The sequence below is a fragment of the Prauserella flavalba genome, assembly GCF_003202235.1.
Classification (GTDB): domain Bacteria; phylum Actinomycetota; class Actinomycetes; order Mycobacteriales; family Pseudonocardiaceae; genus Prauserella_A; species Prauserella_A flavalba.
In genome coordinates, this window is record NZ_MASU01000011.1 from 134,742 (window position 1) to 161,243 (window position 26,502).

26 protein-coding genes are annotated in these 26,502 nt (G+C 70.1%); 17 read left to right on the forward strand and 9 right to left on the reverse strand.

The annotated features are described in order from the left end of the window. The first annotated feature begins 43 nt into the window (after window positions 1-43). Together BA062_RS25070 and BA062_RS25075 are read left to right on the forward strand one after the other, a co-directional pair. On the forward strand, window positions 44-949 hold the full coding sequence (locus BA062_RS25070) for a LysR family transcriptional regulator (protein WP_110340848.1): 906 nt from the start codon (window positions 44-46) through the stop codon (window positions 947-949). Between the two features lie 322 nt (window positions 950-1,271). After that, the gene (locus BA062_RS25075; RefSeq protein WP_110340849.1) at window positions 1,272-2,189 is read left to right on the forward strand and encodes an SDR family oxidoreductase; all 918 of its coding nucleotides are present in this window, start codon (window positions 1,272-1,274) and stop codon (window positions 2,187-2,189) included. Here the strand turns inward: BA062_RS25075 and BA062_RS25080 are convergent. The 3 genes from BA062_RS25080 to leuA form a co-directional block, all read right to left on the reverse strand. Further along, window positions 2,180-3,145 carry a helix-turn-helix transcriptional regulator gene (locus BA062_RS25080; RefSeq protein WP_110340851.1) on the reverse strand — a complete coding sequence of 322 codons (966 nt, stop codon included), beginning with the start codon at window positions 3,143-3,145 and terminating at the stop codon, window positions 2,180-2,182. The two genes, BA062_RS25075 and BA062_RS25080, sit on opposite strands and share 10 nt — an antisense overlap. Further along, a complete protein-coding gene (locus BA062_RS25085) occupies window positions 3,093-3,701 on the reverse strand; it encodes a DedA family protein (protein ID WP_110340853.1) in 609 nt (202 codons plus the stop codon). The genes BA062_RS25080 and BA062_RS25085 overlap by 53 nt, the downstream gene beginning before the upstream one ends. 184 nt (window positions 3,702-3,885) lie before the next feature. Then, window positions 3,886-5,670, reverse strand: a complete 1,785-nt coding sequence (leuA, locus tag BA062_RS25090) for a 2-isopropylmalate synthase (RefSeq protein ID WP_110340855.1) — start codon at window positions 5,668-5,670, stop codon at window positions 3,886-3,888. A 252-nt stretch (window positions 5,671-5,922) separates the two neighbouring features. Between leuA and BA062_RS25095 the strand changes: the two genes are divergently transcribed. The 5 genes from BA062_RS25095 (at window position 5,923) to BA062_RS25115 (ending at window position 9,140) form a co-directional block, all read left to right on the forward strand. Next, on the forward strand, window positions 5,923-6,363 hold the full coding sequence (locus BA062_RS25095; RefSeq protein WP_210406986.1) for a hypothetical protein: 441 nt from the start codon (window positions 5,923-5,925) through the stop codon (window positions 6,361-6,363). A gap of 92 nt (window positions 6,364-6,455) precedes the next feature. Next, entirely contained in the window at window positions 6,456-6,956 is a 501-nt protein-coding gene (locus BA062_RS25100) for a YbaB/EbfC family nucleoid-associated protein (protein ID WP_110340857.1), read from the forward strand. Between the two features lie 23 nt (window positions 6,957-6,979). After that, window positions 6,980-7,318: a hypothetical protein gene (locus BA062_RS25105; RefSeq protein WP_110340859.1), complete on the forward strand. Its 339-nt coding sequence runs from the start codon at window positions 6,980-6,982 to the stop codon at window positions 7,316-7,318. Further along, a complete protein-coding gene (locus BA062_RS25110; protein ID WP_110340861.1) occupies window positions 7,315-8,451 on the forward strand; it encodes a hypothetical protein in 1,137 nt (378 codons plus the stop codon). The genes BA062_RS25105 and BA062_RS25110 overlap by 4 nt, the downstream gene beginning before the upstream one ends. Beyond that, on the forward strand, window positions 8,382-9,140 hold the full coding sequence (locus BA062_RS25115) for a hypothetical protein (RefSeq protein ID WP_342768953.1): 759 nt from the start codon (window positions 8,382-8,384) through the stop codon (window positions 9,138-9,140). The genes BA062_RS25110 and BA062_RS25115 overlap by 70 nt, the downstream gene beginning before the upstream one ends. Here BA062_RS25115 and BA062_RS25120 read toward each other — a convergent pair. Continuing rightward, the gene (locus tag BA062_RS25120) at window positions 9,137-9,730 is read right to left on the reverse strand and encodes a nitroreductase family protein (protein ID WP_110340863.1); all 594 of its coding nucleotides are present in this window, start codon (window positions 9,728-9,730) and stop codon (window positions 9,137-9,139) included. The two genes, BA062_RS25115 and BA062_RS25120, sit on opposite strands and share 4 nt — an antisense overlap. 170 nt (window positions 9,731-9,900) lie before the next feature. On the opposite strand from BA062_RS25120, the gene BA062_RS25125 reads away from it, so the two are divergent. Both BA062_RS25125 and BA062_RS25130 read left to right on the forward strand, forming a co-directional pair. After that, a complete protein-coding gene (locus BA062_RS25125; protein ID WP_110340865.1) occupies window positions 9,901-11,163 on the forward strand; it encodes an aspartate kinase in 1,263 nt (420 codons plus the stop codon). After that, window positions 11,164-12,240: an aspartate-semialdehyde dehydrogenase gene (locus tag BA062_RS25130; RefSeq protein ID WP_110340867.1), complete on the forward strand. Its 1,077-nt coding sequence runs from the start codon at window positions 11,164-11,166 to the stop codon at window positions 12,238-12,240. Window positions 12,241-12,316: 76 nt separating this feature from the next. On the opposite strand, the gene BA062_RS25135 is transcribed toward BA062_RS25130, so the two are convergent. Together BA062_RS25135 and BA062_RS25140 are read right to left on the reverse strand one after the other, a co-directional pair. After that, the gene (locus BA062_RS25135) at window positions 12,317-13,549 is read right to left on the reverse strand and encodes an acetamidase/formamidase family protein (protein ID WP_110340869.1); all 1,233 of its coding nucleotides are present in this window, start codon (window positions 13,547-13,549) and stop codon (window positions 12,317-12,319) included. A 46-nt stretch (window positions 13,550-13,595) separates the two neighbouring features. Then, window positions 13,596-14,741: a DUF418 domain-containing protein gene (locus tag BA062_RS25140; RefSeq protein WP_110340871.1), complete on the reverse strand. Its 1,146-nt coding sequence runs from the start codon at window positions 14,739-14,741 to the stop codon at window positions 13,596-13,598. 240 nt (window positions 14,742-14,981) lie between these two features. Between BA062_RS25140 and BA062_RS25145 the strand changes: the two genes are divergently transcribed. Next, window positions 14,982-16,178, forward strand: a complete 1,197-nt coding sequence (locus tag BA062_RS25145) for an IS110 family RNA-guided transposase (RefSeq protein WP_110341022.1) — start codon at window positions 14,982-14,984, stop codon at window positions 16,176-16,178. 113 nt (window positions 16,179-16,291) lie between these two features. Next, entirely contained in the window at window positions 16,292-16,663 is a 372-nt protein-coding gene (locus BA062_RS25150; protein ID WP_110340873.1) for a hypothetical protein, read from the forward strand. Here BA062_RS25150 and BA062_RS25155 read toward each other — a convergent pair. Next, entirely contained in the window at window positions 16,602-17,837 is a 1,236-nt protein-coding gene (locus tag BA062_RS25155; protein ID WP_110340875.1) for an MFS transporter, read from the reverse strand. The two genes, BA062_RS25150 and BA062_RS25155, sit on opposite strands and share 62 nt — an antisense overlap. Before the next feature lie 112 nt (window positions 17,838-17,949). Here BA062_RS25155 and BA062_RS25160 point away from each other — a divergent pair, with 112 nt between their 5' ends. The 3 genes from BA062_RS25160 (at window position 17,950) to BA062_RS25170 (ending at window position 20,920) form a co-directional block, all read left to right on the forward strand. Next, window positions 17,950-19,467: an MFS transporter gene (locus BA062_RS25160; RefSeq protein WP_110340877.1), complete on the forward strand. Its 1,518-nt coding sequence runs from the start codon at window positions 17,950-17,952 to the stop codon at window positions 19,465-19,467. Next, window positions 19,448-20,047: an acyl-CoA-like ligand-binding transcription factor gene (locus BA062_RS25165; protein WP_110340879.1), complete on the forward strand. Its 600-nt coding sequence runs from the start codon at window positions 19,448-19,450 to the stop codon at window positions 20,045-20,047. Before BA062_RS25160 ends, BA062_RS25165 begins: the two co-directional genes overlap by 20 nt. A 333-nt stretch (window positions 20,048-20,380) precedes the next feature. Next, window positions 20,381-20,920 (forward strand): hypothetical protein, encoded by a 540-nt coding sequence (locus BA062_RS25170; protein WP_110340881.1) that lies wholly within the window; start codon window positions 20,381-20,383, stop codon window positions 20,918-20,920. Between the two features lie 79 nt (window positions 20,921-20,999). Here the strand turns inward: BA062_RS25170 and BA062_RS25175 are convergent, their stop codons facing one another. Then, window positions 21,000-22,058: an alpha/beta hydrolase gene (locus BA062_RS25175; protein WP_110340883.1), complete on the reverse strand. Its 1,059-nt coding sequence runs from the start codon at window positions 22,056-22,058 to the stop codon at window positions 21,000-21,002. A gap of 125 nt (window positions 22,059-22,183) precedes the next feature. Between BA062_RS25175 and BA062_RS25180 the strand changes: the two genes are divergently transcribed. Next, window positions 22,184-22,762, forward strand: coding sequence for an NADPH-dependent FMN reductase (locus tag BA062_RS25180; protein WP_110340885.1), 579 nt, complete (start codon window positions 22,184-22,186; stop codon window positions 22,760-22,762). Between the two features lie 92 nt (window positions 22,763-22,854). Then, window positions 22,855-23,334: a Dps family protein gene (locus BA062_RS25185; protein ID WP_110341024.1), complete on the forward strand. Its 480-nt coding sequence runs from the start codon at window positions 22,855-22,857 to the stop codon at window positions 23,332-23,334. An 80-nt stretch (window positions 23,335-23,414) separates the two neighbouring features. Here BA062_RS25185 and BA062_RS25190 read toward each other — a convergent pair whose 3' ends face one another. Further along, complete coding sequence (locus BA062_RS25190; RefSeq protein ID WP_110340887.1) at window positions 23,415-25,244, reverse strand: S9 family peptidase; 1,830 nt, start codon at window positions 25,242-25,244, stop codon at window positions 23,415-23,417. A 35-nt stretch (window positions 25,245-25,279) separates the two neighbouring features. Between BA062_RS25190 and BA062_RS25195 the strand changes: the two genes are divergently transcribed. Continuing rightward, window positions 25,280-25,987: a class I SAM-dependent methyltransferase gene (locus tag BA062_RS25195; RefSeq protein ID WP_110341026.1), complete on the forward strand. Its 708-nt coding sequence runs from the start codon at window positions 25,280-25,282 to the stop codon at window positions 25,985-25,987. The last annotated feature ends 515 nt before the right edge of the window (window positions 25,988-26,502 follow it).

Below are 26,502 nucleotides of genomic sequence, written 5' to 3' on the forward strand. Positions count from 1 at the left end.
GAGTTTGTGTTCAATGACCTTGTAGCTGTGCTTCACTAAGGTGGTGGACCTGGGCAGACTGCGGACACTGCGGGAGTTCGCCGACCGGGGCAGTGTGACCGCGGCCGCACGCGCGCTGCACTGCACGCCGTCGGCGGTGTCGCAGCAGCTGCGGGCGCTGCAGGCGGAGGTGGGGCTCGCGCTGACCGAGCCCGCGGGGCGGGGGCTGCGGCTCACCGACGCCGGCAGGGCGCTCGTGGCGAGGGCCGACGAGGTGCTCTCCGCGCTGGACCGCGCGGAGGCCGAGCTGGACGCCTACCGGCGCTCGCCGAGGGGCCGCGTGCGGCTGGCGATCTTCCCTTCGGCGGGGCTGCTGTTGCTGCCGGGGCTGCTGCCGCGGTTCGCCGCGCGCGACGGCCTCGACGTGGACGTTCGCGACGTCGACATGACGCCTCCGGAGGTGCCGGGGCTGCTCGCCGACCATGACGTGGTGGTGACCCATCGTGACGAGCACGCGCCGCCGTTCGCCGGTGAGCGCATCGACGTGGTGCCGCTGCTGAGGGAGCCCCTCGACGTGGCGCTGCCGCCGGGGCATCCGCTCGGCGACCGGGCGCACGTCGAGCTGACCGATCTGGCGACGGAGCGGTGGATCAGCGTCGACGTGGGGTTCCCCGTCGACGACGTCCTGCTCTCGCTGGCGACGCGAACGGGCGTCCGACCGCGAGTGGCCCACCGCTTCAACGACTTCCGCATCACCGAGGCCCTCGTCGCCTCCGGCCACGGCATAGCCCTGTTGCCGAGGTACACGATGGACACCCGCCGGGTGCTGCGCAGGCCCTTGGCGGGGATCCGCGCCGCGCGGGTGGTGGAGGCGGTGTTGCGAGCGGGCACCCGGCGTCCCGCCGTGACGGCGGTCCTCGACGCCCTGCGCGCCGAAGCCGCCCAGGTGGGAGCCGACCCACCCACCTGACGCGAGTCGTGCGTTCCCGCTCGCGAGTCGTGCGTTCCCGACGCTGAGTTGTGCGTTCCCGACGCTGAGTTGTGCGTTCCGGACAGGGAAGTCTCCGACCGGAGCGGGGGACTCGCGTGCCTGAGGGCACGACTCGCGTGCTGGAGCGTACGACTCGCGGCCCTGGGCGTACGACTCGCGCGCCTGAGTGCACGACTCGCGTGCCCGAGTGCACAACTCGCGTGCTGGAGCGTACGACTCGCGGCCCTGGGCGTACGACTCGCGCACAAAGCGGGTCCAACCATGACGGGAACTGACAGGGTTCGGCGGCATCGTCGGATGCATGGGTAACGAACTGGCAGGGAAGGTGGCCGTCGTCGCGGGAGGAACCCGCGGGGCGAGCAGGGGGATCGCGATCGAGCTGGGCAGGCGCGGTGCGTTCGTCTACGTCACGGGGAGGACGTCGGGACAGGAGCGGTCCGAAGTGGACCGGCCGGAGACCATCGAGGGCACCGTCGGGAAGATCGCCGACGCGGGCGGCGAAGGGGCCGCCGTGCGGGTGGACCACCTCGACTCAGCGCAGGTCGCCGCGCTCGCCGAGCGCATCGACCGCGAGCACGGCCGGATCGACATCCTGGTGGACGGCATCTGGGGCGGCGACGAGTACATCGGGTGGGGCAAGCCGGTGTGGGAGCTGCCGCTCGACGGCACCCTGCGCATGATCCGCCTCGGCATCGACGCACACGTGATCACCAGCCACCACCTCCTCCCGCTGGTGATCCGCCGGCCGGGCGGCCTGGTGGTGGAGATGACCGACGGCACGGCGGAGTACAACGCCAAGTTCCGGGTGGGCACGTCGCTCGGGTTCTACGTCGCGAAGGCCGCCGCTCACCACGTCGCGCTGGCCGAGGCGCACGAGCTGCGTGAGCACGGCTGCACCGCGGTCGCCATGACGCCGGGCTGGTTGCGGTCGGAGGCCATGCTCGAGCACTACGGCGTCACCGAGGAGAACTGGCGGGACGCACTGGTGAGGGAGCCGCATTTCTGCATCTCCGAGTCGCCCGTCTTCGTCGGCCGGGCGGTCGCCGAGCTGGCCGCCGACCCGGACCGGCACCGTTTCACGGGGCAGACGCTCAACAGCGGGCAGCTCGCGAAGATCTACGACGTCGACGACGTCGACGGCAGCAGGCCCGACGCCTGGCGCTACATCGACGAGGTGCAGGACCCCGGCAAGGCCGCGGACGCCACCAGCTACCGGTGACGGTCGGCCATCCGCTGTGCGGCGTCGGCGAACGCCGCCCGCACGGCGGGTGGTTCCAGCACCTCCACCCCGGTACCGAGGCCGAGCAGCTGCCCGGCCGCGATGTCGCCCTCCTCCAGCGGAAGCTCCACCTCGGTCCAGCCGTCGGCGTCGGGAGGCCCCGCGGCCTCCAGCGCGGTGAGGGCTACATCGGGCTCGACGCACCGCGGCAGCGCGCGCCGCCCACCCCTGCTCAACCGCACCCGCACGCGTTGCCGCCGCAGCGAACGCTCGAACTCCGCTGACGACCGCTGCCACCAGCCGGCGAGGTCGAAGTCGGCAGGCCGCTCGAACTTCTCGTCCAGCGGCTCCGACTCGGCCACCCGGCTGACGCGGTAGGTGCGGACGGCGTCGCCGACCCTGGCGACGAGGTACCAGACGCCCGCCTTGAGCACGAGGCCGAGCGGGTCCAGCACCCGTTCGATCACCTCGTCGCCGCGCCGGTAACTGACTCTGGTCCTGCGCTGTTCCCACACGGCCTGCGCGATCGTCGCGAGGTGCTCGGCGTCGTCCTCCTCGCGGAACCAGCCCGGTGCGTCGAGGTGGAACCGCTGTGCGAGGTGCTGGGCCTGTTCCCGCAGCGGGGCGGGCAGTGTCGCCGACACCTTCGCGTGCGCCGCCGAGACGGCGGTGCCGAGGCCGAGTTCGGCGAGCGCTCGGGGCACGCCCATCGCGAAGATCGCCGCCGCTTCGCGGGAGGTGAGGCCGTCGAGCCTGGTCCGCCAGCCCTCGACGAGGCGCACCCCGCCGTAGCGGCCGGGCTCGGTCCACAGCGGAACCCCCGACGCCTGCAGCGTGGCGATGTCGCGGTGCATGGTTCGTTCGGAGACGCCGAGTGCCTCGGCGAGTTCGGCGACGGTGGCGCTACGCCTGCTCTGCAGGGTGAACAGCAGGGCCACCAGACGTTCCGCGCGCATAGTCCAGATCATGCCCGGTCCGGCGCCGCCACACCGTGGCGACCAGTGCGGCGAGCACGACGGCGACGCCGAGCGACAGCAGCAGGCTCACGAACGACTCGTCGACCATCGTGCCGCCGAGGTAGCCGAGCAGGACGGCGTAGGTGGACCAGAGGGTCACGCCGATGAGGGACGCGGCGAGAAACACCGCGCGCGGCCAGCGCAGCGATCCGGCGAGCAGCGAGCCCGCCGTGCCGCCCGCGGGCAGCCAGCGCGCGATCACGAGCACGGCGACGGGCCGCCGTTCCAGCCGGGTCGTGAGCCAGCGGACGGTCGCGTCGGCGCTGCGCCGCCTGCGCACGCGGGCCAGCGCGCGCGACCCACCCCGCCTGCCGGTGACGTAGAGCAGGTAGTCGCAGAGCAGGCAGCCCGCGGAGGCGACGAGGATGATCGGCGCGATCGGACCGTCCTGCGCCGCGGCGACGACGCCCATGCCGATCAGCGTCACCTCGGTCGGGGCCAGCGGCACCGCCGCGATGACGAACAGCGCGAGCAGCGAGAGCGTCGAGACGTCCACGTACCGCTCAACGCAGGTCAGTCTGAGAACCCCTCAGCGTTGCCTCCAGAGGTGAGCAAGGGAGCTTTACTCCCGCAAAACGAGAGCAAAGCTCCCTTGCTCCCCTGTTGCCGGATGCACCGAAGGCCACCTTTGCTGCGTTGAGCGCAACAAAGGTGGCCTTGGGGGCCGGTGGCCGAAAAGGTCAGCGGTGCGCTCGGTTCACCGCGGAGACGACGGCACGCAGGGAGGCGGTGACGATCGACGGGTCGATGCCGACGCCCCAGTACACCTTGTCGTCGATGGCGCACTCGATGTACGAGGCGGCCTTCGCGTCGTCGCCCGGCGTGAGCGTGTGCTCGCTGTAGTCCATGAGCCGCAGGTCGTAGCCCACCGTGCTCAGCGCGTCGAAGAACGCCGCGATCGGGCCGTTGCCACGCCCGGTGATCTCCTGCTCCTCGCCGTCGACGCGGACCGTGGCGGTGAGGTCGTACTCACCGTTGGCGGTCACGTGCTGGCGCACCAGCTCCAGCGGCGTCTTCGGCTCGAGGTACTCGGCGGAGAACGCGCTCCACATCGTCTCCGGGTCCACCTCGCCGCCCTCGGAGTCGGTGTGCCGCTGGATGGTCTGCGAGAACTCGATCTGCAGCCTGCGTGGCAGGTCCAGCTGGTGCTCGGTCTTCATGATGTAGGCGATGCCGCCCTTGCCGGACTGCGAGTTCACGCGGATCACGGCCTCGTAGGTGCGGCCGATGTCCTTCGGGTCGATCGGCAGGTACGGGACTTCCCACGGGAAGTCCTCCACCGGCACGCCCGCCTTGCCCGCCGCGGCGTTCAGCGCGTCGAAGCCCTTGTTGATCGCGTCCTGATGGGAGCCGGAGAACGCGGTGAACACCAGATCGCCCGCCCACGGGCTGCGCTCGGGCACCGGCAGCTGGTTGCAGTACTCGACGGTCCGCTTGATCTCGTCCATGTCGGAGAAGTCGATCTGCGGGTCGATGCCCTGGCTGAACAGGTTCATGCCCAGCGCCACCAGGTCGACGTTGCCGGTGCGCTCACCGTTGCCGAACAGGCAGCCCTCGATGCGGTCGGCGCCGGCCTGGTAGCCGAGCTCGGCGGCGGCGATGCCGGTGCCCCGGTCGTTGTGCGGGTGCAGCGAGAGGATCACGCCGTCGCGGCGGTCCAGGTTGCGGTTCATCCACTCGATGGAGTCGGCGTAGACGTTCGGGGTCGCCATCTCCACGGTCGCGGGCAGGTTCATGATCACCGGCCGCTCCGGCGTCGGCTGCCAGATGTCGGAGACGGCGTTGCACACCTCGGCCGCGTAGGACAGCTCCGTGCCGGTGTACGACTCGGGCGAGTACTGGAACCGGAAGTCGGTGTCGGAGTACTTCGAGGCGTACTCGACCACCAGGTCGGCGGCCTGCAGCGCGATCTTCTTGATGCCCTCGCGCTCCTCGCGGAACACGACCCGGCGCTGCAGGATCGACGTCGAGTTGTAGATGTGCACGATCGCCCTCGGCGCGCCCTCCAGCGAGGCGAAGGTGCGCTCGATCAGCTCGGGGCGGCACTGCGTCAGCACCTGGATGCGGACGTCGTCCGGGATCGCGCCGTCCTCGATGATCTCGCGGACGAAGTCGAAGTCGGTCTGGCTCGCGGCGGGGAAGCCGACCTCGATCTCCTTGAAGCCCATGCGCACCAGCAGGTCGAAGAACTTGCGTTTGCGGGCGGGCGACATCGGGTCGATCAGGGCCTGGTTGCCGTCGCGCAGGTCGACGGCGCACCACAGCGGGGCGCGTTCGATGCGCTTGTCCGGCCACGTGCGGTCGGGCAGCTGGATGTCCTCGACCAGGCGGTACCACGGCTGGTAGCGGTGGACCGGCATCGACGAGCCGCGCTGGGTGTTCCACACCGGCTGGTCACCGGGCGCGGGCCGGGACGGGGTGCGGATGCGGCTGGCGGGCGTTACCGAAGGTTCGGGGGTGCTCATGTCTGGAAATGCTCCTGCTCGGTTGTGGGCTCGGTTACGACCGGCGGCACCACGGAGCCCCGCGACGGGGAGCCGGTCTGATCAGGCCCCGTCGCGGCAGCGAAGCAGGAGAGCACGTGCCACGTCGGCCAGCTTAACCACGGCGTGATCGCGTTGAAAAGGCGGGGCGAGGCCGAACCGTTATCGCCCGTCCCCTTCCAGTGGGTTACTGGCGCGTAGCTTTTCGCCGGGAGCCGTGGGAAACTGCGGGGCATGGCTGAGCACGCCGAGAGGAAAGAGCAGGGCAGTGACGCCGATGCGACGCAGGCGCTCCCGCCCAGCCCTTCCGTGTCGACCTTCCGCAACTCCGCCGACGAGCAGGAGCCTGCGCCGAAGCGCAAGACGGACTGGAAGGCGGTCCGCGACCAGGTCGTCGGCCTACTGGCCGGCGTGGTCCGCTGGGTCGGCCTGCTGTTCGCGCTCGTACTCGTCCTGCACGTGATCTTCGTGATCGGCGAGGCCAACCCGGACAACGGCATCGTGTCGTGGGTCGCCGACTGGTCCGAGGGACTCTCCCTGGGCTTCAAGGACCTCTTCACGCCAGACGACCCGAAGCTCGCGGTGCTGGTGAACTACGGCATCGCCGCGATCTTCTGGCTCGTGGTGTCCTCGATCGTGGCCCGCATCATCCGCAGGGTGGGCGGCGCCTCCTGAGTGAAAGGCCGGTCCGAGCCCGCGTGGCTTTGTCATAATCGGGCGGCGCATTCGCCCGAATGACGCCGAGCCGCGCCGCACGGGGGTAATCGATGTCCGCCCACATGGATCAGCTGATCGCCCAGTTCGAGAGTTTCCGGAGCAAGATCCGGCAGGCGGAGGCCGACTTCGCCGGCGTAGGCGAGATGCAGGAGCGCATCGCGGAGATCGAGAGCACCGCGACCTCACCGGACGGCACCGTCACCGTGGTCGCCGGCGCCGGCGGGACCGTCACCGACCTGCGGCTCACCCCCGGCGCCTTGCGGCAGGACGCCGGGCAGCTCTCGGCGACGATCATGAGCACGATGCGCCAGGCGGTCGCGGGTGCCGTCCGGCGGCAGGCCGGCATCGTGGACGACGCGTTCGGGGACACGTTCGGCGTCAACACCTCGGAGCAGGTCCGGCAGGCACAGGCCGAGGCGTTCGGAACCCCGGAGGAAGAACCTGCGTCGCAGCAACAGTCGCCGCGGCAGGAGCCGCCGTCGACGCGGCGGTCCGGTCCGGCGGACGACGACAACGACGACTACTTCGACCAAGGCTCGATCCTGCGCTGACCGATCCCGACCGAGGGGGCCCGATGCCCGACGGCATACAGACCAACATCGAGGCGATCTCCGCCTACGCCCGGCAGCTCCCGCACTACGAGGGCGAGGCCGACAAGTTCGGCAACCTCATCGACGCCGCCGACGTGACCAACGAGGCCTGGGGCGTCATCGGGATCTTCGCCAAGCAGGGCTACACCGACCGCCTCGCCGAGCTGCGCTCGCTGCTGGACGACATGAAGGACGGCGTGGACGGCTTCATCACCAAGCTGAACAAGGCCGCGGAGATGTACCAGGACGCCGAGGACGCCGGGAAGATCACCTTCGGCCGGCACCAGGCGCAGATCGACGCGGCGGGAGGGCAGGGCTCGTGACCGAACGCGAGAGCATCGCCGACACGCTGAACGTCCAGGCGTACGACGAGAGCACGGGCGCGAACATCGACCGCGCGGTGGGGCACGTGCCGGTGGTCGGCACCGTCTACGACTCCGGCAAGTCGATCGCCGCGCACGCCCAGCAGGCGGCACAGGCGGACAACCCGCAGGAGCTGGCCTCCGCGGGAGCGGCGCTCGTCGGCGACGGCGCGGCCTTCGTCGGCGCCGCGGCCGGCGACATCGTCACCTTCGCCATGGACCCCATCGGCTGGCTGGTCGGCCACGGGCTCAACATGCTGCTCGAGCTGGTCCAGCCGCTTCAGGACGCGCTGCACCAGGTCACCGGCGACGGCCCGGCCATCGGGCACGCGTCCGACAATTTCGTCACCATCGCGCAGGGCTTCGTCGCGCTCGCCGACGACTTCGAGCAGGCGGGCGACACCGCGCTGGCCGAGTGGGTGGACGAGGCGGGCAACGCCGCGAAGGAGGCGCTCGGCGACTTCTCCTCCGGCATCCGAGGCATCGGCTCGGCGGCCGGCTCGGTCGCCGAGGTGCTGCAGATGTGGTCGATGGTCATGCAGGTCATCGAAGAGGTGATCAAGGCGATCATCACCGAGCTCGTGTCGTGGCTGATCACCATCTGGCTGCCCGCGCTGGCCGCGTCGGTGATCAGCTTCGGCAGCTCGGTCGCCGCCGCGATGACCGCCTCCATCGCCAAGGCCGCCAGCGTGCTCAAGAAGGTCACCGGCTACCTCGGCAAGTTCGGCAAGCTGCTCGACACCTTCATCGACTTCCTGGCGAAGTACTCGACGAAGGTCATGGAGATGACCAGGAAGTTCCGCATCGGCCGCTTCGCGGGTGAGTCGAGGTTCGGCCTCGACGTGCTGGAGGACACGGCCGGCGCCGCGCTCACCCCGAGCAACCGGGTGCTCTCCACGATGTTCGGAACCTCTGTCGGGGCTGGTCCCCTGCTCGCCGGTGCCGGAGCCAAAGCCGGTGTCGCGGCGGGCCGGACGGCCTACGGCGAGGGCACGGAAGACGTCAGCGTTGGAGGGGACGAGCCGTGGTTCGACAAGAGCGAGATCGGCGGGGATCAGAGCGCGCAGGAGACCCGAGGGAACCTGGACATCTAACCGGCACGCCGGAGGAGCTGATCGCCCAGACACCCACCGAGGCGAGGCGGGGGGCGGCGGAGAAAATCTTCGCTCACGAGGAGCGGCTCGACGCGAAGCGCGACAGGACGCTGGTCCGCCCCGGTTTCCGCGAACGGATCGAGGAGCTGCTTCGCGGGCAGTGGGGTGAGCCGGTGATCGTGCTGCGGCTGAGCGACAACACGCTCGCGTTCGACGTTCCCGGCAGGCGCCTGGATGGCACGGTCAAGGGCAAGAAGCTGATCCGGCGCTTCTTCTGGAACATCGTGCGCGGCATCGGCACCGCGGTGGGCTACGTCCTCTACCTGGCGCACAACTCGGCGGGTGGCAAGGCCTCGACCGAGCGCGTCGCGCAGGTGAAGGGTCCCGAGAACGCGATGGTGCTCGACCTGGTGGACCGGCTCCGCGGGGCGAAGGGACCGTGGCTGGCCTGTTCGCCCTCGTCGCTGGCGATCGTGGACACCGGATCGACCTTCACCGATCCCGCCGACGCGCCGCCGCCGCGGATCCTGTGGCAGGCCCGGCGGCCGCAGGCGCCGGAGGTCGACCTCCGTGGGCGGACCATCACCTGGCCCGACGGATCGACGTTCGAGTTCCCCCTGCACGGTCGCACCGAGGACCGGCACCTCCGGACGTTTCTCGGGCCGCAGGGCACGATCAACTGGACCTAGAACGCGGGGGTGCCCCAGCTGCCCGTGAAGGCGAAGTCCTCGAGGGGCACGCGTTTGCGCGGGGCGCTCTCCCTGGCGATGTCGCGCTCCTCGCCGAGCACCTCGGGCTCGGCGAGACCACCGACGGCGATGGCGACGAGCGGGCGGACGTCGCCGGGCAGCTCGAACTCGCGGCTCACGGCCTCGTGGTCGAAGCCCGCCATCTGGTGCGCGACGAGCCCCTCGGCCACGGCCTGCAGCACGAGGTTCTCCGCCGAGAGTCCGGCGCCGTACTCGGCGTAGGGGATCTCACCCTTCTCGTTGCGGGTCAGCGCGAGCACCACGAGCAGCGCGCCCGCGCGGTGCGCCCAGGACTGGTTGCGGTGCGTGAGCGTGCCGAGGATGCGGTCGTAGGTGTCCTCGCCCCGCCTGCCGACGAGGAACCTCGCCGGCTGGGTGTTGCCGAACGACGGCGCCCACCGCGCGGCCTCCAGCAGCGCCCGGAGTTGGTCGGCTGTGACATCGGCCATGTCGTCGAGCGCCCTCGGGCTCCAGCGGCGCGCGATCAGCTCGTGCACCGGGGCGCTCGTCTCGGCTTCCTTGTCACTCATGGGCTCACTGTAGGTCAGCGCCGTAGCACGCGCGGCGCCCGGCGAGTGGCCGGGGCCACAAAGCGAGATGTCCTCGGTGCACACCCCCGGTACGCTGTCCCGAAGGTATGGAGCGGGCCCTTCGCAACAGAACCGTGAGGTGTGCTCGCTCCGGCGAGGAGGTTCGGCAAGTGGCGCTCGTGGTCCAGAAGTACGGCGGTTCGTCGTTGGAGAGCGCAGACCGGATCAAGCGCGTTGCCGAGCGGATCGTTGCCACCAAGAAGGCGGGCAACGAGGTCGTGGTGGTGTGCTCGGCGATGGGTGACACCACCGACGAACTGCTCGATCTCGCGGAACAGGTGAACCCGGTTCCCCCGGAACGCGAGATGGACATGCTGCTCACGGCGGGAGAGCGGATCTCCAACGCGCTTGTCGCGATGGCGATCTCGGCGCACGGCGCCGAGGCGTGGTCGTTCACCGGTTCGCAGGCGGGTGTCGTCACCACGTCGGTGCACGGCAACGCACGCATCATCGATGTCACGCCCAGTCGCGTGACGGACGCGCTGGAGCAGGGCTACATCGCACTGGTGGCCGGGTTCCAGGGCGTCTCCCAGGACACCAAGGACATCACCACGCTCGGTCGGGGTGGCTCGGACACCACCGCGGTGGCGCTCGCCGCCGCGCTGAACGCCGACGTGTGCGAGATCTACTCCGATGTGGACGGTGTGTACACCGCCGACCCGCGGATCGTGCCGAACGCACGCAAGCTCGACACGGTGCCGTACGAGGAGATGCTCGAGCTCGCCGCGAGCGGCTCGAAGATCCTGCATCTGCGCTCGGTGGAGTACGCCCGCCGCTACGGCGTGCCGATCCGGGTCCGTTCTTCCTACAGTGACAAGCCGGGCACGACCGTGGCCGGTTCGATTGAGGAGCTCCCCGTGGAACAAGCGTTGATCACCGGTGTGGCCCACGACCGCTCGGAGGCCAAGATCACGGTCACCGGGGTCCCGGACCACGCGGGTGCGGCGGCGAGGATCTTCCGCACCGTTGCGGACGCGGAGATCGACATCGACATGGTGCTGCAGAACATCTCCAACACCACCGGCCGCACGGACATCACCTTCACGCTGTCGAAGGCGAACGGCCCGAAGGCCGTGAGCGAGCTCGAGAAGATCAAGGCGGAGCTGGACTTCTCGGCCGTGCTCTACGACGACCACGTCGGCAAGGTCTCGCTCGTCGGCGCGGGCATGCGCTCGCACCCCGGTGTCACGGCGACGTTCTGCGAGGCGCTCGCCAAGTCGGGCGTCAACATCGAGATCATCAACACCTCGGAGATCCGGATCTCGGTGTTGATCAGGGACGCGCAGCTCGACGACGCGGTGCGCGCGATTCACGAGGCATTCGAGCTCGGCGGCGACGAAGAGGCCGTCGTTTACGCAGGGAGTGGACGCTAGATGACTGCACAGGGCCCCACGCTGGCTCTGGTCGGCGCGACCGGAGCGGTCGGCACTGTCATGATCGACATCATCAACGGGCGCGAGAGCGTGCCGTGGGGTGAGATCCGGCTGATCGCCTCCGCGCGGTCGGCGGGCAAGAAGATCGTGGTGCGCGGTGAGGAGCTGACGGTCGTCGAGCTGAAGCCCGAGGCGTTCGACGGCGTCGACGTCGCGATGTTCGACGTGCCCGACGAGGTCTCCGCGGAATGGGCCCCGGTGGCCGCCGCGCGCGGCGCCGTGGCGGTGGACAACTCCGGCGCGTTCCGCATGGACGACGAGGTGCCGCTCGTGGTGCCCGAGGTCAACGCGGACAAGGTCGCCCAGCGGCCCAAGGGGATCATCGCCAACCCCAACTGCACCACGCTGTCGATGATGGCCGCGCTGGGTGCGCTGCACCGCGAGTTCGGGCTCACCGAGCTGGTGGTCGCGTCGTACCAGGCCGCGTCGGGCGCGGGCCAGGGCGGCATCGACCGGCTCTACGCCGAGCTGGAGGCCGTCGCGGGCAAGGGCCTCGGTTCGAAGGCGGGCGACGTCCGCGCGGCGCTCGAGTCCGCTGGACTGTCCCTGTCGGACACCCCGTTCGCCGGAACCCCGTTGGCGCTCAACGTGATCCCGTCCGCGGGCTCGTACAAGGGCGACGGCTGGTTCTCCGAGGAGCTGAAGGTGCGCAACGAGTCGCGCAAAATCCTCGGCATCCCGGACCTGAAGGTGTCGGCGACGTGCGTGCGTGTGCCCGTGGTGACCACGCATTCGCTGGCGGTGCACGCCACGTTCTCCCGTGAGGTCACCGTCGAGGCCGCGCACAAGGTGTTCGAGCAGCAGCCCTCGATCGTGCTCGTCGACGACCCGGAGAAGGGCCAGTTCCCGTCGCCCGCCGACGTGGTGGGCGGCGACCCGACCTACGTCGGCCGGGTTCGGCAGGCGCTGGACTTCCCGAACACGCTCGACTTCTTCGTGTGCGGCGACAACCTGCGCAAGGGTGCCGCCCTGAACACGTACGAGATCGCCGAGGAGCTGGCGCAGACCCTCGCCTGAGCCACCCTCGCCTACTGCAGTGAAGGCCACCTTGCCTGCGTTCAACGCAGGCAAGGTGGCCTTCACTGCGGTCGGGTCATGAGTGGAAGTCGGACTTGCGGATCAGGCCGTGGATGCCGGTGGTGATGTCGACGACCTGGGATACCTGGAAGTCCGCCGCCGCGCTCAGGTAGGCATAGGCGACCGGCTCCGGCATGCCTCGCTCCTCGGTGAGAAACCGCAGCGCGCTGCGCACGGCCCGCTTCATGGCGACGTCGAGGCTCGTCTCCTGGCCGTTCTCCGGTCCGTCCGCATCGGACAGTCCGATCGGGATCCAGTGCTCGGCGTTCTCCGCGAACGGTTCGTCGAACGCGAGTTTCGGTGCCCGCCCGGCCGGCGGGATCGTGGTGAGGCGCACCGTGGCGCGCAGCGAGCCCTCCATCGCGGTGAGCGCCACCTCTCCGTCGCCCTGTGCCATGTGCGGGTCGCCGGTGAAGAACATCCCGCCGGCCACGCGCACCGGCAGGTACAGGGTGCTGCCCACCCGCAGGTCGTTGATGTCGATGTTGCCGCCCGCGTCGGTGGGCGGCACGGAGTTGACCAGTGCCGAGGTGTCGCGAGCCACGCCCATGAGCCCGAGGAACGGCGCGAGCGGGAACCTCGCCGCACCGCCGGGCAGCACGCCCACGAGGTCGCGGCCCCTACGGGCGACCCCGGTGAACACGCTGATGTTGCCGCCGGAGTTGAAGTACTTCGCGAGCTCGGGCCTGTCCTTCCACCGCTCCGGGTACTCGCCGGGGAGCGCGCCCTTGCCGTGCCGGTTCGACACCACGCCGTAGGGCACGCGCAGCTGAAGGTCGAGCACCTCGATCTTCAGCGTGTGCCCCGGCTCGGCGCCGCGCACCGCGATCGGCCCCGTCACGACGTGCGGGCCCGGTCCGTCGTGCTCGACCTTCGCCGCGACGTCGATCGCGTCGGTGAGCACCTGGGAGGGCCGCATGCCGTGGTCGGTGAAGTACGCCAGCGGGTCCTTGCCCTGGTCCTCCAGCAGGCCCTCGTGGGAGATCGTGTCGATGGTGAGCACCGAACCCGAGTCCACCACGAGCGCGGGCCGGGTGTCGCGGTTGGGCAGCCTGCCCCACGACACGGTGTCTGGCGTCGCGGGTAGGTACCGCCCCCGCGTGCGACCGGTGTGCGGCTGGAGGACGACGGCCCCGCCGAGTTGCCCTGCGAGCGCCGGTGCTCCCGGCAACGCCGTCGTCGCTGCGACGGCGGTGATGCCCGTCGCGGCCTGCAAGAGCCTCCTGCGTCCGATGCCCGAGATCGTCATGGCCGGCAACCTTTCACCGTGCCGTGACGACGGAATTGCCGCGCGGTTAGGGCGCTGTTGCGTCGACGCGCTCGCGGGATCGTTGCGGCGCCTGATAAGCCCAGTGCCACACCTGCTCCAGCGGGCCACGCGAGAACCGGGACAGCCACCACGACGCCAGGAGCAGCAGCAGCGCGCACACGCAGGCGAAGAGCGCGACGATCCACCACGGGCGGGCGTCGGCGAACGCGGCCGCAAGGCCGAATCCCCAGCCATAGCACAGAATCGAGCACACGAGGTTCTGCCCGACGTAGCATGACAGCGCCGAGCGCCCCACAGCCGTCAGCCCACACCGCAGCGGTCCGGCCTCCTCCCGCATCCGATGCAACAGCCACGGCACCAGGCCGAGGAGGCCGAACGCGACGAGCGGAGCCGCGAGGTAGCGGTCGGCCAGGAACCACTCCTGCCCGGCGAACGAGGTGAGCAGGTTCAGCGGGACGCCGATTCCGAGGCCGATCCGCATCAGGCGTACCTGCGCCACGCGCCCCGCCGCCGTGAGCGCGCCCGCCCGCCACAGCCGCACCCCGGCCAGGAACAGGACCGTGCTGAGCGGGATCGCGAACAACGCCTCGGCGCGGTACGCGCCGAACTCGGTGAGCCGGGTGCCCACCTGCTCCCGCCAGCTGTCGGTGCTCGCGGCGGCACCGCCGGAGACCGTCGCGTCGGAGAGCACGAGAACCGCCGTGAGCAGGCCGACGACGGTGACGTGCAGTGCGGCCGCCCCGATGAGCCAGCCGCGCTGCACCCGCTCGCTGCGGCCGACGAGAAACGCCACGAGCACCGACACCACCGCGTAGTACATGAGGACGTCGAACTCGAAGATGAGGACGTAGTGCAGGAGACCCTCGACGAGCAGCAGGGCCGAACGCCACAGGTACCAGCCGGGCCAGCGCCTGCCGCGCCGCACGGCGGCGCGGTACTGCAGTTCGAGCCCGATCCCGAACAGCAGCGACAGCAGTGCCAGGAACTTGCCGTTGGTGAGAAAGCGCAGCACGGTCTCGGCGAACCCGGCGACCGAGTCCGGCGCCGGGGTGGTGAGAAACCCCGCCGCCCCCAGTGGATCGGTGAAGATCCAGATGTTTGTGCCCAGTGTGCCGAGTATCGCGATGCCCCGGATCACGTCCAGCGCGGCGACGCGCCTGCTACCTGCCATGATTCCCTCCATAAGCTTGTTGATGTTCAGAACGGGATGTTCTGGATGCCCAGGGCGGCGGGGTGTGGCTGATGATTCCTTGCCATTGGGTGGCTTTCGAGGAGTGGCCGCCCCGTCGTTCTGGACGCTCTGGCCGCTGATTGAGATCTGCGCGTAGTCGCTGTTTATGGAGCTGCTGGCTGGTCGTCCACGGGGTTGAGCTGCGGGAAGGGGAGGACGGGGCAGGTGGCGGTGCGCAAGATGTGGGTCGGGATCGATGTCGGCAAGGGCTTTCATCACGCGTGCGCGGTGGATGAGAACGGCAAGGTGGTGTTTTCGAGGAAGGTGGCCAACGGCCAGGCCGCGATTGAGCAGCTGATCGCCCGCACCGCTGGCAAGGCGACCGAGGTGGTGTGGGCGGTGGACATGACCTCCGGTGCCGCGGGCCTGCTGCTGACGCTGCTTTGGGCCACCGGGGCGCCGGTGCTGTATGTGCCGGGCCGCCTGGTCAATCGCATGGCCGGCGCGTTCCCCGGCGAGGGCAAAACCGACGCCAAAGACGCCAAGACCATCGCCGAAACCGCGCGCCTGCGCGGCGATCTGACCCCGGTGACCAGCCCGGATGAGGTCGTGGCCGACCTGAAGGTCCTCACTGCCCGGCGGGAGGATCTGATGGCCGACTGGGTGCGCGGGGTCAACCGGCTGCGCGAGCTGCTCGCCGGGATCTTCCCCGGCCTGGAACGCGCTTTCGACTACTCGACTCGCTCGGCGCTGATCTTGCTGACTGGCTACTGCACCCCCGCCGCTATCCGCGATGCGGACGCACCCGGTCTGACCCACTACCTGCGCGAGAACGGCGCCTGGCCCAAGGCCATTCCGTCCATGGTGGACAAGGCGCTGGCCGCCGCGAACGAGCAAACCGTCGCCCTTCCCGGGGAAGCCATCACCGCGCCCCTGATCACCAGGCTCGCCGCGCAACTGCTTGAGCTGGATCGAGAGATCAAAGACCTCGACAAACAGATCACCGAGCGCTTCGGCGAGCACCCGGCCGCCGGGCCGATCACCAGCGTCGACGGGTTCGGCCCCATCCTCGGCGCCCAACTTCTGGCCGACACCGGCGGCGACCTGCGCACGGCGTTCGGCAACTCCGGACGGTTGGCCGCCTACGCTGGCCTGGCCCCGGTACCCCGCGACTCCGGGCGCGTCCGGGGCAACCTGCACCGCCCCAAGCGCTACCACCGCGGCCTGCGCCGCGTGTTCTACCTCGCCGCGCTGTCCGCGATCAAAGTCAAAGACGGCCCCTCCCGCGCCTTCTACCAGAAGAAACGCAGCGAAGGAAAGATCCACACCCAAGCCCTGATCGCGCTGGCTCGACGCCTGGTCGACCTCATCTGGGCGCTGCTCCGCGACGGCCGCGAGTTCCACAACTCACCACCGCTCACGGCAAACGCGGCTTGACACGATCATTGAAACTCCCCGCGACAAAGCTAGGGCCGCGCGGGATCCGCCGGCGTCGTCCCAAAGTCGGACGCCGGGTGGGCACAAGGGAGGAACCCGGTAGGTTCGGCCGCATGCTGAAAAGGTGCGCGCCGGTCGCGCTGGGACTGTTGCTGCTCACGGGCTGTTCCGAGGTGAACGACGCCGTCGACCAGGTGAACTCGGCGACGAGCAAGGCGAGTGCGTGCAGCCGGGCGCTGGGCATCGTCGACCTGAACCCGAACGTCGATCCGCAGGAGGTGCAGGCGAACGCCGAGGAGAAGGCGAACCAGCTGCGGGACCTGGCCAACCAGGTCGCCGAGCAGGACGTCAAGCAGACGCTCGGCGCGATGGCCGACGGCTACCTCGAGCTGGAGCAGCAGAAGTTGGACAACATGAACGCGTTCAACCAGTGGCTGCAACGGAATCTGAACAACCTGGAGCAGCTGCGCCAGGTCTGCCTGTAACCGAGGGCCGCGCTGGGCGGCGCTGCAGCCACCAGCCCGCGAGGGCGAACAGCAGCCCGCCCAGCCCCGCGGCCACGAATCCCCAGCCCGGCTGGGAATGATCCATCACGAAGCCCACCACCGGGGAGCCCAGCGCCATCCCGATCCGGGTCGCGGAGTCCTGCAGGCCCATCGCCTCGCCGCGTACCGACACCGGTGCGAGCCTGCTCACCGACTCGGTCGTCGCGGCCATCGTCGGCGCGCACGCCAGGTTCATCGGCACGAGTGCGAGCGCCAACAGCCACCACGGCTCCGTGACGAAGACGACCGGAATCACCAGCACGGCGAGCAGCACCATCAGTGGTAGCTGGGAGAGCGACCTCGGCACCGCGCCGTGGATCAGCCCGCCCGTCAGCGACGCCACGCACATCACGGCGATCACCACACCCGTCCAGCTGACCTCGCCGGACTCACGCAGTGCCGCGAGTGCCGCGAGCTCCGTGCCGATGAGCACGAACAGCGCGCCCATCGCGATGAGCAGTGTGCCGATCAGCGGCGCCCCGAGCCACGCGCGCATCCTCGGCCGCGTGCCCGGTGCCTCGCCTCGCTCCTCCTCGGTGCGGATGGGCGGGTTCACCACGTACAGCGCCGCGGCGCACAGCCCGAACACGACGCCGATGCCCATGAGCGCCACCGTCGACGAGAGCTGCGTGCTCACCGCGATGCCGAGCGCGGGGCCGATCATGAACGTGGTCTCGAGCGAGATGGTGTCGAGCGAGTAGGCCGCTCGCCGCCGTGGCTCGGGCACGAGCGCGGTGATCACCTGGCGGGCGATCGAACCCGCCGGCAGCACGAGCGCGCCGGCGGGCAGCGCCACGACGAGGAGCACCGGGTAGGGCAGGTACGGCACGCTCACCCAGAACGCCGTGGACGCGAGTCCGCACGCGGCGACCACCGGCCGCAGTCCGTGCCGGTCGATCAGCCTGCCGACGAGGGGCGCCGCGAGCGCCGTGCCGGCCGTGGTCGCCGTGCCGACGAGCCCGGCCGCGCCGTAGCCGTGCCCGAGCTCGCTGACGACGTGGAGCGTCAGCGTGATGCCCATCGCGGTCATCGGCAGCCGGGCCAGGGCCATCAGCAGGAAGGACGTTCTGGTCCCTGGCAGGCGGAGGACCTCGAGGTACGGCTGCAACGGCACGACGTCCAGACAACCGCAACCTGGTACGGCCGTGCAACTTCCTTTTCATCGTCGCCAGGAGAAAAAACGACAGCTACTATCAAAAGATAGTTACTGTCGAAAGATCGTTGCCATGACTGCTCCCGACCCGCGCCGCTGGTGGGCGCTCGGTGCGCTGGTGTTCGCGGTGCTCGCGTTCGGGCTGGACGTCACGGTGCTCAACGTCGCCCTGCCGACGCTGGCCGTGGACCTGCACGCCACGACGAGCGAGCTGCAGTGGTTCGCGAACTCGTACACGCTCGTGCTCGCCGCCGGGCTCCTTCCGGCGGGTCTGCTCGGCGACCGGTTCGGGCCCAAACGGCTGCTGGTCGCGGGGCTCGTCGTCTTCGGCGTCGCGTCGGTGGCGTGTGCCTACGCGGGCACGCCCGAGCTGCTGATCGCCGCGCGAGCCCTGCTCGGAGTCGGCGGTGCCCTGCTGGTGCCGCTCTCGATGTCGGTGCTGACCGTGCTGTTCCCCGGCGAGGAGCGGGCCCGGGCTATCGGTGTGTGGTCGGCGGCGATCGCGCTCGGCATTCCGCTCGGCCCGGTGGTCGGCGGCTGGCTGCTCGACAACTTCTGGTGGGGTTCCGTCTTCCTGGTCAACGTGCCGTTCGTCGTGGTCGGCGTGGTCGCGGTCGCGTTCCTCGTGCCGAACCTGCCGGGCAGGCCGGGCCAGGGCATCGACGTCGTCGGCATCGCGCTCTCCAGCGCCGGCCTCGTGGCCCTCACCTACGGCCTGACCGAGGCGGGTGAGCGGGGCTGGGGCGCCGCCGTCGCGCTCGTCCCGCTGCTCGGCGGCGGCGTGCTGCTCGTGGCGTTCGCGCTGTGGCTGCGGCGAGCGGCACACCCGCTGGTCGACCGTGCGCTGTTCCGCTCGCGGGGGTTCACGTGGGGCGCGGTGCTGGCGACGCTCGCGTCGTTCGCGCTCATGGGCGCGATGTTCGTGCTTCCCCAGTTGTTTCAGGCCGTGAACGGCGCCGGCGCGCTCGGCACCGGGCTGCGGCTGCTGCCGATCGTCGGCGGCCTGCTGGCCGGCGTGCAGGTGGCGGAGCGGCTGCGCAACCGGTTCGGCGCGAAGGTGGTGGTCGCCACGGGCTTCGCGATCATGGCCGTGGGCGGCGTGCTCGGCACCACGACCGGCGCCACCGACGGCTACGGCTTCATCGCGGCCTGGATCACCGTGCTCGGGCTCGGCCTCGGGTTCGCGCTGCCGCCCGCGATGGACATCGCGATGGGCTCGCTGGACACCGAGCGCAGCGGCGTCGGGTCGGGGCTGCTCCAGGCGATGCGCCAGGTCGGCGGCACGCTCGGCGTCGCGGTCCTCGGGACCGTGCTGAACGCGGGCTACACCTCCGCGGTCGACGTCACTGGCCTGCCACCGGCCGCGGCCGACGCCGTGCGCGACAGCGCCGCCGCCGGGGTGCAGGCCGCCCGTGACCTGCCGGGCCTGCTTGGCTCCGTGCACGAGGCGTTCGTCACCGGCATGACTGCGACGCTGTGGGTGAGCGTGGCGTTCGCGGTGGCCGGTGTGGCGCTCACGCTGAGGTTCCTGCCGAGGCGGCCCGAGGATGTCGTGCGGGCAGAATCAGGCCATGACTACGTCGCCAGCTGACAAGCCGGTCGGGCTCAGGGAACGCAAGAAGGCAAGGACGCGCGCGGCGATCCAGGACCACGCGCTCCGGCTGTTCACCGAGCAGGGCTACGCGGCGACGACCGTCGAGCAGATCGCGGAGGCCGCCGAGGTCTCGCAGAGCACCTTCTTCCGCTACTTCCCGACCAAGGAGGACACGGTGCTCTACGACCGGCTCGACCCGGTCCTGATCGAGCACTTCCTGAACCAGCCGGCCGACGTGGGACCGGTCGCCGCGATCAGGGCGGCGGTGCACGAGGTCTTCCGTGGTCTCGACGAGGAGCAGGCCGAGCTGGAGGCGGCGCGGCAGCGGCTCGTGCTCTCGGTGCCCGACCTGCGGGCCAAGCTCTTCGAGCAGTTCACGGAGGGCATGCGGATGCTGCACGACGCGATTCTGCGGCGGCTCGGGCGTGAGCGTGACGACTTCGCGGTGCGGATGTGGACGGGCGCGCTCACGGGCGTGGTGCTGGCCGCCTACGTCACGTCCATCGAGGAGGGTGGCGATTTCCTCGAGTACATCGACCGCGGTCTGACCCAGTTCGAGCAGGGCCTGCCGCTGTAGGTGAGGGCCGTTCGTGTGTGTCCGTTAGACCCTCCGTGGTCCACGCGACACGCGCGCACCACGGGGTGATGGGTGAGTGGGGCACCCGAATACGCCCGCATGGATGACCTCTCGGCGCGAGCGGGTGAGGTGACTGCGGAGCGTGGTTTTCATGCTGATCTTCCGGATGAAGCGCAACAGTTCACGGTTCATCAATTGCGGGCGGACTATCGCTCAACGAATTCGGCACGTGAGGGTTGGAAACTGTCGTGTCCTCGGATCGGCTGGTGGATCACCAACCCGGTTGGTATCCATGTCCCGTCGGGCTTTCAGGAGGGCCGGGAGGTTTACGAAATGAAAAACAAATTCGCTCGCGTGGTGGCCGCCGTCGCGACAGGTGCGATGCTCGCGCTGACCACGGCAGGGGTGGCCGCGGCGAGCAACTCCGGCGGGGGCAAGGGCGCCACGTCGACCGAGGCGGCCGGTGCGCAGGTGCTCGAACTTCGGGACCAGCTCGCCAAGGTGGCCTACTCCGGGGACGTGCAGGGCACGCAGGACACGCTCGCGGACCTCGATCCGCTGCTCGCCGACCTCGCGGCAGGCCAGATCTACACGATCCAGGCCGACGCGCAGAATCAGGCCGGCACCGCGAAGTCGCAGAACAGCGAGGTCAGCGAGGTGCTGGCCGACCCGGCCGCCGAGCCGAGGGTCTACACCCAGCAGGTGCCGGGGCTGCCGCCGCTCCCCGACCCGCTGAGCATGATCAACGGCCTGCTGCAGGGCCTGCTGGACAGCCTGCAGTCGCTGCTGGGCTCGCTGCTCGGGTCGGTTCCGCCGCTGCCTGCGGTTCCGGCGGTTCCGGAGGTCCCCGGGGTGCCCGTGCCGGTGCCATGATCCTCATCAAATGAGGGGGACCGGAATCCGGCGTGGAATTGCTTCCACGCCGGATTCCGCTATTTCGGGGTGAAAACCGTCACGGCTTGAGGCTGAGTCCCATTCGCAGCGCGCCCGCCGCTTCCGCCGTCGCCTCGCGGAATCGCTTGCCGACGCCGAGGAAATTGACGTAACCGTGAATGAGGTCGGCCTGCCTGCTGAGTGCGACGGGCACGCCCGCGGCGGACAGCCTGGCGGCGTACGCCTCGCCCTCGTCCCGCAGCGGGTCGAACCCGGCGGTCGCGATGTAGGCGGGCGGCAGCCCGGCGAGGTCCTCGGTGAGCATCGGCGAGAGTTTCGGGTCGGTGCGGTCGACGCCCTCGGGCGCGTAGTGGTCGAGGAACCACGTCATGTGCTCGTCGGTGAGGAAGAAGCCGTCGCCGAACAGCTCACGCGAGCGGCGGCGCACGCTCGCGTCGAGGCCGGGATAGAGCAGCAGCTGGAACGCGGGCGCCGGGCCTCCGCGCCGGGTGGTGACCTGTGCCGTGACGGCCGAGAGGTTGCCGCCCGCGCTGTCGCCACCCACCGCGATGCGGTCAGGGTCGGCGCCGAGGTCGGCGGCCCTGGCGTGAGCGAAGTCGAACGCCGTGAGCGCGTCCTGCTGTGCGGCGGGAAACGGGTGCTCCGGCGCTAGCCGGTACTCCACCGACAGCACGCGCACGCCGGCGTGCTTGGCGAAGAACCGTGCGGTGTTGTCGTGGCTCGCGCGCGTGCCGATCACCCAGCCGCCGCCGTGGTAGAAGACCAGCAGCCCGGAGCCGGGGGCGAGACCCTCGGGCGTGTAGAGGGTCGCGGGCAGCTCGCCGTGCTCGGCGGGGATCGAGACGTCGCGCGTGGCGACGGGCTGGATGGGCTTGCCGCTGACGAGGTGGCGTGAGACGTCCAGCGCCGCCCTCGACTGCTCGACGGTGGCGTCCCTGCTGACCAGCGCCGCTCCGGAGAGCTGCTGCATGCGGAGCAGGAGCTGGGCGTCGAGCGCGAGCTCCTGGCCGTCGAGCCGGATGGGCCTGCCTGCGGCGGCCCGCCGCAGCGGGCGGGGAAGCGCGTAGAGCAGCTGTGCGACCGCGGCCTGCACCCGGATCTGGAGCGGTATCGCCATTCTTCCTCCCGTCTGCGATGACGGGACCGAGGCTACTGATCGGTAGCTTGAGGCGCCAGATGTGACCGATGTCCCGGCCCTTCGGGCTGGCCCTCGACCTAAGTCGAAGGTCTAGCCTCGGAGGCGTGACTTCCACGCGTGCGATCAAGGTGCTCGGTATCGGTGGCTCTCTCCGGGATGGCTCCCAGTCCGAACGCGCCTTACGCATCGCGCTCGCCGGGGCGGAGGAGGCAGGCGCCGAGGTCTCGGCCATCACGGGCAGTGCGCTGTTGCTGCCGTTCTACGACGCGGGCATCGACGAGCGCGCGCCCGAGGCGTTGCAGCTGGTGGAGGCGGTGCGCGCCGCCGACGGCATCGTCGTGGTGTCGCCCGGCTATCACGGCGCGCTGTCCGGCCTGGTGAAAAACGCCCTCGACTACGTGGAGGACCTGCGCTCGGACACCCGCCCGTACCTCGACGGCCGTGGCGTTGGTCTCATCGCGGTCGCCTACGGCTGGCAGGCGGCCGTGACCACGCTCGACCAGCTCCGCACCATCGCCCACGCGCTGCGTGGCTGGCCCACCCCGCTGGGCGGCGCCGTGAACACCGCGGAGGTCAAGTTCGACGAGGCGGGCGGGGCGTCGGAGGAGAGGGTGGTCGCCAACCTGCGCCTGATCGGGCGGCAAGTCGCCGAGTTCGGCGTGGCCCGGCGCACACTGGGGTAGGGGTTTCGCCCTGACCTGGAACGGGTAAGCGTCAGCAGGACGCAGTGCGCCATGTTGACGCTCCCACCACAGTGCGTAGAGAGGACATGAAGATGGCCAACTCGCCGGTCACGAGCCCGCTCAAAGAGAGCGACAAGGAGCATACGGCGAACGCTCTGCAATCCACTCTGGTCGACCTCATCGACCTTTCGCTGATCGCCAAGCAGGCGCACTGGAACGTCGTCGGTCAGCACTTCCGCAGCGTGCATCTCCAGCTCGACGAGCTGGTCGACGCCGCGCGCGGGTTCACCGACGACGTCGCCGAGCGCGCCAACGCGATCGGGGTCTCGCCCAACGGCAAGGCCAGGACCGTGGTCGAGAGCTCGGGGCTGCCCGAGTACCCGGACAACTGGCAGACGACCGAGGCCACGATCAACGCGATCGTGGAGGCCCTCGGCAAGATCATCGAGCGCCTGCGGGCGCGCATCGACGAGACCGACAAGAGCGACCTGGTGACCCAGGACCTGCTGATCGAGATCGCCGCCGAGCTGGAGAAGCAGCACTGGATGTGGCAGGCCCAGCAGGCCTCCTGACCCACCGCGCCGAGCCTACAAACCGGGAGCAAGGGAGCTTTACTACCGGAAAACGGTAGTAAAGCTCCCTTGCTCCCTTGTCACGTCAGGTTCAGGGCGCGGCGGGCGAAGTCGACCTCGATGGCGACCTGCTTGATCGTCTCCGCGATCACGAGCGAGCCGTGGCCGGCGTCGTAGCGGTAGAACTCGTACGGCACCTCGCGCGCGGCGAGACGGTCGAGGTAGTTCTCGATCTGCCGGATCGGGCAGCGCGGGTCGTTGTCGCCCGCCAGCACCAGCACCGGGACGTCGACGTTCTCGATGTAGGTGATCGGCGAGCACTCGTCGTAGACCGCGGGCACGTCGGTGGGTGACCCGCCGAACAGAGCGCGGTCGAACGCCCGCAGCTGTTCCATCTCGTCCTCGTAGGCGGCCACGTAGTCGGCCACCGGCACGCCCGCGACGCCCGCTGCCCAGCGTCCCGGCTGCGTTCCGAGCGCGAGCAGCGTGAGGTAGCCGCCCCAGGAGGCGCCCGTCACCACGCACTTCGCCGGATCCGACAGTCCACTGCGGACCGCCCAGTCGTGCACCGCGGCGACGTCTTCCAGCTCGGTCAGCCCCGGGCGGCCCTCGATGGCGTCGCGCCACGCCGAGCCGTAGCCCGTCGAGCCCCGGTAGTTCACCTCCACCACCGCGAACCCGGCGTCGAGCCACACCGCGCGATAGGCGGAGAACCGGTCCTCGTCGGCGGCGTGCGGCCCGCCGTGCAGCAGGAACACCGTCGGCTGCGGGCCCTCGCCGGCTGACGGGCGAGAGACGAGCGCGTGGATGCGGCCGCCGGGGCCGTCGACGAACGCGTCGGTCACGGGCTCCGAACCGGGCGCCTTCTCGCCGGGTGGTTCGAGCAGCACGGTGTCCGAGCCGTCGGTGGCGCGCACCCGCACCACGGGCGGCTCCGCCGCGCTCGACCACGAGTACTCGACCGTGCCGTCGGGCCGCACGCCCGCACCGCCGATGCGTCCCGGAGGCGTCTCCACCGCCGTCAGCTCACCTGAGGCGAGGTCGTAGCGGTGCAGGGAGCTGCGGCCCTCGTGGAAGTGCACGATCAGCAGCGCGCTCGCGTCCGGGTACCAGTCGCCGACGACCTCGCCGGGCAGCCCCAGGTCGATCTCGTGCTCGGTGCCGGCCTCGACGTCCCAGATCAGGAGCTCCTCGCGGCCGTGCCGTTCGTGCAGCAGGAGCAGCCGGGTGTCGCCGTGCTTCGGCGAGAACGCCAGCGCGGACAGCCCCTTGCCCTCGCCGTCCCACTTGTCGGCAACGGTGGTGAAGCCGTCGCTCGCGAGCACGCGCACGGCGGGATGCCGCGAGTCGCCGTGCTCGGAGTGCGAGATCGCCAGCAACCGCTCGTCCCGGGACAGAGCGGACACGCCGGCGTCGTCCTCGCTGGTGTAGAAGCGCACCGTCTCGCCGTCGCGGTGGGCGTAGAGGGCGGAGCCGTCGTCGGTCGAGACGCCGACGGCCACCAGCCGGTGACCGATCTCCAGTCCCGCGGGGTAGCCGTCGGGCACGTCGGCGAGCGCCTTGGCCGCCGCGCCGCTGCCCGCGTACGGCTCCCTGACCCAGGAGCCGAACTCGTCGCCGTCGGTGTCGTCGAACCACCAGATCCACCGGCCGTCGGGCGAGGTCGTCGCGTGCAGGGTGCCGTTGGGGCGGTCGGTGACCTGGCGGTGGGTGTCCGCCGCGCGGTCCCACGCGTAGACCTCCCAGACACCGCTCGCGTTCGACACGTACAGGCTGGCGTCCGGGGCGTCGAGGGCCCAGTCGGGCACCGACACCCTCGGCGCCTTGAACCGCGCGCGCCACCGTTCCTCCGCCACCGGGTCGGTGAAGAGCTTATCGGGGACCTGAGCTGCCGGATGCTGTGTGGTCACACGTGAGATCCTGCCAGGTCCGTACTGTTGTGGGCGTGCTGGAGGGTTACGCGGGCTTCGCCCTGCCCAGGCTGGAGCCGGGCATGCGGGTGGTCGACGTCGGCTGCGGGCGTGGCGCGATCACGCTGAGTCTCGGCACGGCTGCGCATCCGATACACGTGCTCGGCATCGCCGCCGACGTCGCCGAGGTGGCGCTGGCCCGCAAGTCGGCCGATCGGGCGCGGGTATCCACAGTGGACTTCGTCGCCGCGCATCCCGGCCGGCTGCCCCTTCCACCATCCTCAGTGGACCTGGTCTTCTCGCATGCGCTGCTCGAGCACGTGCCGGATCCCCAGGCCGTGCTCGCCGAGTGTGCGCGCGTGCTGCGTCCCGGGGGCACGCTCGCGGTGTCCACTCCGGACTGGAGTAAGGCGAAGCTGCGGCCGAAGACGGCGAACGTCGACGCGGCGCTGCGTGGACGGCACCTGCTGCACCGCAGGGCGGGTGGCGACCCGTTCGCAGGCAGGCACGTGGCCGACTGGGTGGCACGCGCCGGTTTCCGCGACGTCCGGGCGAAGGCGCGGTTCCATGCGGGGATCGGCTACCGCGAGCTGGCCGAGCGCGTGGAGGCCGAACTGGCCGAGGCCATCCGCGTGCGGCAGGACCAGCAGCTCGCGAGCGCGGCTCGCTCGGCGTGGATGTGGGTCCGCAACGGCAACGGCGAGTTCGCCCAGTGCTGGATCGAAGTCCTCGCCACCAGGTGACCCCACCCGTAGTGAAGGCCACCATGCCTGCACTGGCAGCCGGGCAGACGTGCGCGATGGGTCCGCCGCCGGATGGGTCGGTCGCCGGCTACGGCGGTGAGTCGCTGGAGATCGCCAGCATGTGTAGACACATCTCGTCAACACATGGCCGACACTCTTCGTGTCAATCTCGTAACTCGTCGGTTCTGGAATGGGGCCGCGCTGGGCGGCTTGTGATCGCACGGTCATCCGCATGTTCCAGTTCTCGCGAGGGCCGTGGCTGCGTGCGCGTTTCGGTTGTTCTCCCGCAGCCAGCGGTTCTCATCGGTGAACCTCACCGATCCGACCGTCACGACCTGCTCGCCCGTCCTCGCCCGCGCCGTTTCAGCTGTCACCCGTACTTCGCGGACCAAGGCGTGGCGAACCTTCGCCTGCCGCTGCGCGAGATGTCGGATGCACCAACTGTCGGACCGCGGCACCGATCTGCTCGACGTTTGTCCCGTTCCCATCCACGACGCCGCACCTCAAGCTGCTAA

Excerpts from the sequence above, each read along its gene's own strand:
- BA062_RS25075 (WP_110340849.1), top strand. The coding sequence starts at position 1,272 with ATGGGTAACGAACTGGCAGGGAAGGTGGCCGTCGTCGCGGGAGGAACC.
- BA062_RS25080 (WP_110340851.1), bottom strand. The coding sequence starts at position 3,145 with ATGCGCGCGGAACGTCTGGTGGCCCTGCTGTTCACCCTGCAGAGCAGG.
- leuA (WP_110340855.1), bottom strand. The coding sequence starts at position 5,670 with ATGAGCACCCCCGAACCTTCGGTAACGCCCGCCAGCCGCATCCGCACC.
- BA062_RS25095 (WP_210406986.1), top strand. The coding sequence starts at position 5,923 with ATGGCTGAGCACGCCGAGAGGAAAGAGCAGGGCAGTGACGCCGATGCG.
- BA062_RS25100 (WP_110340857.1), top strand. The coding sequence starts at position 6,456 with ATGTCCGCCCACATGGATCAGCTGATCGCCCAGTTCGAGAGTTTCCGG.
- BA062_RS25105 (WP_110340859.1), top strand. The coding sequence starts at position 6,980 with ATGCCCGACGGCATACAGACCAACATCGAGGCGATCTCCGCCTACGCC.
- BA062_RS25120 (WP_110340863.1), bottom strand. The coding sequence starts at position 9,730 with ATGAGTGACAAGGAAGCCGAGACGAGCGCCCCGGTGCACGAGCTGATC.
- BA062_RS25130 (WP_110340867.1), top strand. The coding sequence starts at position 11,164 with ATGACTGCACAGGGCCCCACGCTGGCTCTGGTCGGCGCGACCGGAGCG.
- BA062_RS25135 (WP_110340869.1), bottom strand. The coding sequence starts at position 13,549 with ATGACGATCTCGGGCATCGGACGCAGGAGGCTCTTGCAGGCCGCGACG.
- BA062_RS25140 (WP_110340871.1), bottom strand. The coding sequence starts at position 14,741 with ATGGCAGGTAGCAGGCGCGTCGCCGCGCTGGACGTGATCCGGGGCATC.
- BA062_RS25145 (WP_110341022.1), top strand. The coding sequence starts at position 14,982 with ATGTGGGTCGGGATCGATGTCGGCAAGGGCTTTCATCACGCGTGCGCG.
- BA062_RS25150 (WP_110340873.1), top strand. The coding sequence starts at position 16,292 with ATGCTGAAAAGGTGCGCGCCGGTCGCGCTGGGACTGTTGCTGCTCACG.
- BA062_RS25160 (WP_110340877.1), top strand. The coding sequence starts at position 17,950 with ATGACTGCTCCCGACCCGCGCCGCTGGTGGGCGCTCGGTGCGCTGGTG.
- BA062_RS25165 (WP_110340879.1), top strand. The coding sequence starts at position 19,448 with ATGACTACGTCGCCAGCTGACAAGCCGGTCGGGCTCAGGGAACGCAAG.
- BA062_RS25170 (WP_110340881.1), top strand. The coding sequence starts at position 20,381 with ATGAAAAACAAATTCGCTCGCGTGGTGGCCGCCGTCGCGACAGGTGCG.
- BA062_RS25175 (WP_110340883.1), bottom strand. The coding sequence starts at position 22,058 with ATGGCGATACCGCTCCAGATCCGGGTGCAGGCCGCGGTCGCACAGCTG.
- BA062_RS25185 (WP_110341024.1), top strand. The coding sequence starts at position 22,855 with ATGGCCAACTCGCCGGTCACGAGCCCGCTCAAAGAGAGCGACAAGGAG.